The following is a 6804-nucleotide window of genomic DNA, read 5'->3' as shown; positions in this document are numbered from 1 at the left end:
GCCCGAACCTTCAGGCCAGGACAACAGGCAGGCGTGCTCAGCGGCTTCCGATCACTGCAATCTCACTCTCACCAGTGAAGATCACCAACAGCATCACTTCTGTGGTGTCGGCCCGAGGCCGGGTACATCGGAACCTCGGCAGACCTGGTCGGCAACCCGCTCGGCGCCACGCTGACCTGGGTTTTCTCCACGCTCGCGTTCCTCGCCAACATCCTGATCCTGCAGAGCCAACTCGGTGCCGTGAAGTCCGTGCAGGCGGCTCGTCTCCCACGGCCTGCTTCTCCCGCTCGCCGAGTCCGAGCAGTTCCTCGCCCTCCCCTCATGGGCCCGCTCGTGGGCCGAGAAGTACCTGGCCTCCGCCGCCGGCACCGACCGGCTCGACCTCGACCTCGCCGCCGACAACACCTGGGCCCAGGCCCACACCCGCTACGCCGCCGCCCCGACCCCGGAGCGCCCGGATGGCGCGGTCGTCGCCACCGTCGACCCGGCCCGCTGGAAGGGGCAACCGGTCCGGGTCAAGCGCGACCCGATCGGCGAGGCGGCTGTGCAAGTCTGGGTCAGCGAGTGTCGGCCCGGCCCAGGGCGATCGCGTCGTGGGCGGGGAGTAGGTCGGACGCGTGATGCTCCGCTGGAGGGACAGCAGCCGACCTGCATGGCCCGGACGTCGTCGAGAAGGCGATGACGAACCAAACGGTCAAGCTCGAAAACGCGAGCACGCGGCCTCCCGGTTCCCCTGGGAATACAACGGGTCACTTCCGCACGGGCGGAACGGACGACCAGCACATCCTGCGCTGGATGAGCGAGGCCGGGCCACAGAAGGCTGGGCGGGGGCAGGTCCGTGTGTAATCTGACCTGCTGGTTCATGCGGTTCGGGCGAGGTTGTCATGTGGGCGATGGCCTGCACGCGTGGTGCAGGCCATCGCCTTTCTGTCGGCAGTCCCGGAGGATCTTGTAGTTCTTCATGCGGGCGAAGGTGTGCTCGACGCGGGCGCGCACGCGCCGGTGTTCGGCGCTGGGCGGCCGCTGGGGGTGCTCCTCGGCGGTGGTGCCCCGGGGTGGTGCGCGTCGTCGGCGGGGTGGTGCGCCGTTACGGTGCGGTCAGCTCGGTCAGGTCGGCGATCACCTCGGAGGCGGTCACCGGGTCGAGTTCGGCGAAGGTCGGGAAGGTCCGGCCGCGGGTCCAGTAGTCGCCCGGGCGGACGTCGAGCCACACCGTCTCCACCCGCTGCTCGGGGTACACGTCGTGCGCGCCGACGGCGATGCCGTCCTCCGGGGCGAGCACCACGTACCGGTTGGGGCCGACCCGGCGGGACAGCCAGCGCTCCACCCCGGCGTCCTGGGGCTCGCCGCGCTGCCAGCCTCGCCGTTCCATGCCGAGCAGCCGGGTGGTGGGCAGGACCGGGCCGTTTTCGAAGCGGGTCAGGCGGTGGCCCGCCCGCTCCTCGTCGTTGAGCGTGTACACGGGGCGGGCGAGCTGACGGAACGGCTGCAGGATCCCGTCGTCGGTGAACAGCTCCGACCAGGCGGCCAGGTCGTCGCCGAGCAGCAGCGGGTGGGCGATCCGGACGGTGGCCCCGGCGGGCAGGGTGAACGCCTCGTCCCGCACGTCCGCCAGGGTGCGGTCCTCGGCGACGCGGAACGCCGTATCCGTGCCGTTCGTCTCGGCCAGCCACACCAGCCGGCGCACCAGGTGCCACAGCAGCGGGTGCCCGAGGAGGAGCTGCTCGAACTCCTGCGCCGTCCACGACCGCCGGGTGACCATGGCGTCCTCCAGGCGGCGGATCTGGTCCGCCGCGACCGCGCGGACGTCCTTCTTCAGCGCGGCGAAGCGCTTGCGCCCGGCCGGTGCCAGCTCCGCGTCGTCCCGCGCGCCCGGGGCCGGCAGGTCCTTGCGGCGGACGCCGGCCGCGTCCAGCACGTACGGCTTGAGCTGCTCGTCGAAGCCCACCGTGAAAGTCCGGGTGCCGTAGTCGACGACGGTCGTCCCGTCGGCGTCCAGCCCGAGGTCCGGCACCAGGCGGTCGGACAGCTGATCGCCGGACAGGCCGAGACCGGCGGCCACCTCGGCGATCTTCTCCTGCGCCCGCGCCTTGAGGGCCTTGAACTTCACCCGCTGCGCGATGCCGTGCAGGTGCAGCAGGGCGACGTCGCTGCCGATCCCGGCCAACACCTCCAGGCCGTCCACCGCGCGGTGGTGCGCCCCGTCGCCCGGCCAGGCGCGGAGCAGCGGTGTCAGCCGGCGGACCGTTTCGTCGTCGCCCAGCCGGCCGAGGGCGTGCAGGGCCCAGCCGTCCTGGGCCGGCATGCCGGCCAGCCGCCACTGCTCGAACACGGCCCAGCCGAAGTCCGTCAGGGACCGGGGTTCGCACTCCTCGGCCACCTGGTCGAGGCCCGGGTAGAACTCTCTGGCCTTGGACAGCGCGAGCATGGTGAGCACGTGCCGGACCGTCTCGGCGGGCAGCGCGCCCTCGCCGCCGCGTACCAGCAGCTGGGGCAGCAGCACCGGATCCGCCCAGTCACCGGGCTGGGGCAGCTTCGTCGGCAGCGTGCTGAGCAGCGGATCGGCCGACAGCAGGGCGGCCACCACCTCCTCCGCCTCCGGTCCGTACTCGGCCGCCACCGCCCGCACCGCCGCGACGCCCTGCGCCGCGGCGATCAACCGGAGGGCGTGCTCGGCGTTGCGTCGGGCCGCCCCGGTCGTCCCGGCCGCGGAGGGCACGAGCACCCGGGCGGCGTCCAGCCCGTGCCGGGCGAACCAGGAACGCGCGGTGTCCCCGGCCGCCTTGAGGCGCACCAGCCAGTCCGCCATCGTCTCGGCCAACGGGACGTCCAGGTACGGCAACAGCAGGGAGGAGTGCGCGGCCGGGTTCTGCAGTGCGGCGGCCCGGATCGGCTCCAGTGCGTCCGGACCGAAGCGGGCGGCGATGCGGCGCAGGGCGTTCTCGGCGTCCCAGATGTGTGCGGCGCCGCGCCACTGCGAGATCAGCGGCCGGCCCAGCTCTTCGTCGCCGTAGGCGAACAGCGCCGCCTCCTCGTGCAGGCTGGAGCGGAACCGGGCGTTGTCGGACTGCCCGCTGCCGGCCCGCATCGTGCCGGCGATCCGCTGCCAGTCGCCGTCCGAGCAGCCGTTGTACCAGGATTCGGCCGCCGCCCAGGCCTCCCGCTCACCCGGCAGCCACCGCAGCCGCGGCTCCTGCGGCGCGGTGAGTCCGGTCAGCACGCGGGGATTGCCGGTGGAGCGCGGCCGTGTCCACGGCGGGCTGGTGAACAGCTCTGGCAGCGACTCGGTCGGGACGTCCGATACCCGGTCGCCGAGTTCGGTGAGCGGCTCGACCAGGGCCGCCTGCTCCGGTGGCAGCTGCGGCAGCAGGTCGAGCGCGATGGCGCGGTGCGCGGCGACGTGGCCGGTCAGGAGCTGCTGGGCGAGCCGCTGCAGGGCCGGGTCGGCCGGGGCCGCCGCGGCCTCCGCGAGGAGGCGCAGAGCACGCCGGGGGAAGCGGCGCCCGGCGTTCAGCAGGGCTCCGCGGGCGGCCTTGTCGTCGTTCTGATGGGCCAGCAGCCCGCGGAAGCCGTCGTCGGAGGGGAGCTCGGCGATCGCGTTCAGCAGTTGCTTCCGCTTGTCGCTGTAGAAGTAGCCGGTGGCCAGGGTGTGCAGCAGCAGAGGCGCGGCAGCGCCTCCGAGGCCCTCCGCCACGGTGGCGACGATCTCGGCGGACCAGCCGTCCCAGCCCAGGCTCGGCAGCTGGGGGAGCTTCTCCAGCGGCTTGGCCGAGGAGAGCGAGCACAGCAGCATCGACCACTCGGCGGAGCCCAGCCGGACGGCGGACTCCACGCACTCCTCGGCCCAGGCGGACTCGGACGGCACCAGGTAGGCGGCCGCCACCAGGCGGGTCAGGCTGCTCCGGCAGCCGGCCAGGGCCTCGGCCGCCGCGCGGTGGGTCTGCTCGTCGCACGCCGCCAGCAGCGACCGGACCCGGTCCGCGGCGGGACGGTACACCGCGGTCCTGGGGTCGGTCCCGCGACGGACGCGGGGATTGACGCTGCGGGAGTTGTGCCAGTCGGTCTCGACGGACACCGTGAACAGCTCGACGGTGGCCCTGGCTGCGAACGGCAGACCGAACTCCGCCGCCCAGGCGTCCACGGCCGTCCGGATCTTGTTGTCGGCCGGGCTGGAGAACAGCGCGGCCAGCACCGCCGCACCGAGCGGGTTCCGGCTGCCGTACTGGTGGGCACGGGCGGCCTCGACCAGCTCCGCGTCGCTGCGGTCCGAGGTGAGCGCCTGCTCCAGCCAGTCGTCCATCTGCCGCAGCGCGGCGTGGTACGCGTTCACCGCGCCCTTCACCGGCGCGGCCGGCGGGCGCAGGACGCCGCCCCGGCGGGGAATCAGAACTCGGCGCCAGGCGTCCGGCAGCACGAAGGTGTCCTCGTCGGCCGGGGCGTTGTCCAGGGCCTCGGGGACGACGGCCGGCGGGGTGGGCGGCACGGGTTGAGCCGCGGGCATCGGATCCGCTCCGGTCTCGCGGTAGCCCTTGCGGACCTTCTCGGCAACCGCCCTGGCGAGGTGCGCCTGCGCCTGCTCTGCGGTCGGGAACGTCTTGGTCTGCTCCCGCCCGGCAGTGCCGGACCGGCCGTAGCGCACGGTCACCAGGACACCGTCGACCCCGGCCTCCCAGAACTTGTCTGAGTCCCCCTCGACGAACTCCCAGCGCCGCACAGCTTCCGCCCCTCTCCTCGAACAGTTGATCAGGTGAGGAACAGTAACGAGGCCCACCGACAAGCTGACCTGCGGCCGTCCCCCTGGGGAAGCATGCGCAACCCTGAACGGAGGCCCGCATCCCGAACGCATCGCTCGGCGAACACCGACGTCCAAGCCGTGACCAGCACAGGCCCCGGCAACGGATGAAACACCCGGCGGCGTCCCGGGCGCTCGGATGGTCGGACTTGGCCGACCGACCGGTAGCCCCCTCGATGTCCCCGTGCTGAGACGCCCGCCACCTGCCCCGCCGTACCCGTCGGGCCCGAGCGGCAACTACAGCACCACTGCGGTCGACGGCGACCTACGTAGCTGGGCTCAGTGCGCTCGGCTACCGCACCCTGGCCAGCACCCGAATGCGCTAGCTGTTCTGACCCGTGAGGTTGGGGACGGCGATCCGCCATGCCCTGGATGGCGGGGTGGGCGATGTCTACTTCTTCGAGGGGCCCTTCTTCACGAAGCTGTTGCTGACGGAGGGCCGAGAGCTGAGAGTCGTGGGCGTGTGCGACCGGTATCCGGCGCCCGACGGTGGTGGGGTTATCGAGGCTGACGTGACCGTGCCGGTGCACGAGGTGCTGGACGCTTACAGGGATGCGGTCTGGAGCCTGCGCCGGTGGGCGCAGGAGCGCGGCGAGGCTGAGGTGCTCGCGCTCCTGGAGAAGATGTCCGAGCTGGACGGCGTGTAGGCGGGCGCAGTTGGTAGCCGCGTGCACGCAGCGGCCAGCACTGTCCTGCCTGCACGAGGCCTGCAGCGACCCCATCGACTTGGCCGACGGGCCGGCAACGCGTTGACCAGGGTGAAGAGACGGGGCCGCGCTACGGCTTCGCCGAGCGACAGCCTTGCGGCCGTTCCGGCGCTGCGACATGTTCGGCGTTGGCCGAGTGTCCTGTCGCACTCGGGATGTCCGTGGATCTCGTCCTGAGCTGCAGGTTTGCCAGGTCGGTTGAGAGCTGTGCGTTCGTTCACAACGGATCTGGCTTCTGCGGAATCTCGGAGTGGGTTGCCGGACCGGATCTGATCAGGCGTTGGTTCGTGCGGCGACTGACCGGGCCATGAGCTTGGCGGCCTGACGGACCTGTGCAGGCGCGGGACCCTTCGCCGGCCGCACCGGGCGCCGTCGCGCTGCAGGACAGCGTGCACGCGCGGAGCCGTAGGTGCCGCGGGAGGTCCCGTGGACCTTGGTGATCTTCTCGGTCAGCTCCGCGTCGCGCACCGCGCGGACCGGGGGTGGCGGTACGGCGGGCGTAGAAGGCGGCTCGGGAGACCTTGAGCAGTTCACACGCCCGTTTGACGTTGTGGCCTGCCTGCTTCTCCGCCTCGATGAACGGGTGCACTGTCATCGGGTCTCCGTCGCGAAGAAAGCCGTGGCCCGGCGGAGGCTGTCCACCGGCACCGTCATCCCCGACCGGACCCTGCCCGCACCCGGCACCCTGCGCCCCCACCTTCAGCTCGACGGCACCGACCCCGGCCACGAAGGCCCCGGACCGATCTCACCGCGCGAGTGGGGGCAGATCCGCGTGCTCGACTGACTCGCCCTTGGCTGCGCTGGTGCCGGGGCGCCCGCTGCGGATGGTGCGGGAAGCCGGCCTCATTCTCCTTCGGCCCGTCCGGAGGCGGCTGCTGACGGGGAACGGTAACGTCAGACTCGGCCACGATCGGACCTCCCCTGTCGTCAAACGGGTGTGTGTGGCTGTACGAAGACGCGGCCCGCCGGATCGGCTTCCCGGCGGGCGCGTGAGGATTCACCGGCAGGCAAGAACGCCCCCGCACCCAGACCGCACCGGGGCGAACGGCATCAACGCCGCTGTCGTTTTCCATGTCGCCTGTCCGGGCCCGCTGACGGGCCGGAACGCGCCCGTAGCGCCCGGGGCAGAGAGGCTGGCCTGTCTTCCTCGCCAGCGTCCGGGCTCGCGCTGAGGGTCGAGTACCGGTAGGCAGGCCGGGAAGGACCGGTCCGGGCCCCCCCCGCGGGCGGGCCGGCCGCGGGGCTTGGGGGTGGGGGACGGGCGTGGGGCGGGCGGGCGGGGGGGGCGTGGCGGGCGGGTCGGCC

The 6804-nt window shown here is 72.5% G+C and carries 3 protein-coding genes and 1 pseudogene; 2 read left to right on the top strand and 2 right to left on the bottom strand.

The genetic code is table 11. The features are described from left to right. Positions 1–882: 882 nt before the first annotated feature. Together ACIRRH_RS42990 and ACIRRH_RS42985 are read right to left on the bottom strand one after the other, a co-directional pair. A pseudogene (locus ACIRRH_RS42990) lies at positions 883–1098 on the bottom strand (transposase); the annotation flags it as partial. Further along, positions 1088–4714: a WGR and DUF4132 domain-containing protein gene (locus ACIRRH_RS42985; protein ID WP_403078852.1), complete on the bottom strand. Its 3627-nt coding sequence runs from the start codon at positions 4712–4714 to the stop codon at positions 1088–1090. The gene ACIRRH_RS42985 and the pseudogene ACIRRH_RS42990, both read right to left, overlap by 11 nt. Before the next feature lie 458 nt (positions 4715–5172). On the opposite strand from ACIRRH_RS42985, the gene ACIRRH_RS42980 reads away from it, so the two are divergent. Then, a complete protein-coding gene (locus ACIRRH_RS42980) occupies positions 5173–5439 on the top strand; it encodes a hypothetical protein (RefSeq protein ID WP_403078850.1) in 267 nt (88 codons plus the stop codon). A gap of 493 nt (positions 5440–5932) precedes the next feature. Continuing rightward, positions 5933–6283 carry a hypothetical protein gene (locus ACIRRH_RS42975; RefSeq protein WP_403078848.1) on the top strand — a complete coding sequence of 117 codons (351 nt, stop codon included), beginning with the start codon at positions 5933–5935 and terminating at the stop codon, positions 6281–6283. Positions 6284–6804: the final 521 nt, after the last annotated feature.

The organism is Kitasatospora sp. NPDC101235 (assembly GCF_044767505.1).
GTDB lineage: Bacteria > Actinomycetota > Actinomycetes > Streptomycetales > Streptomycetaceae > Kitasatospora.
This window is presented reverse-complemented; position numbering and strand designations above follow the sequence as displayed.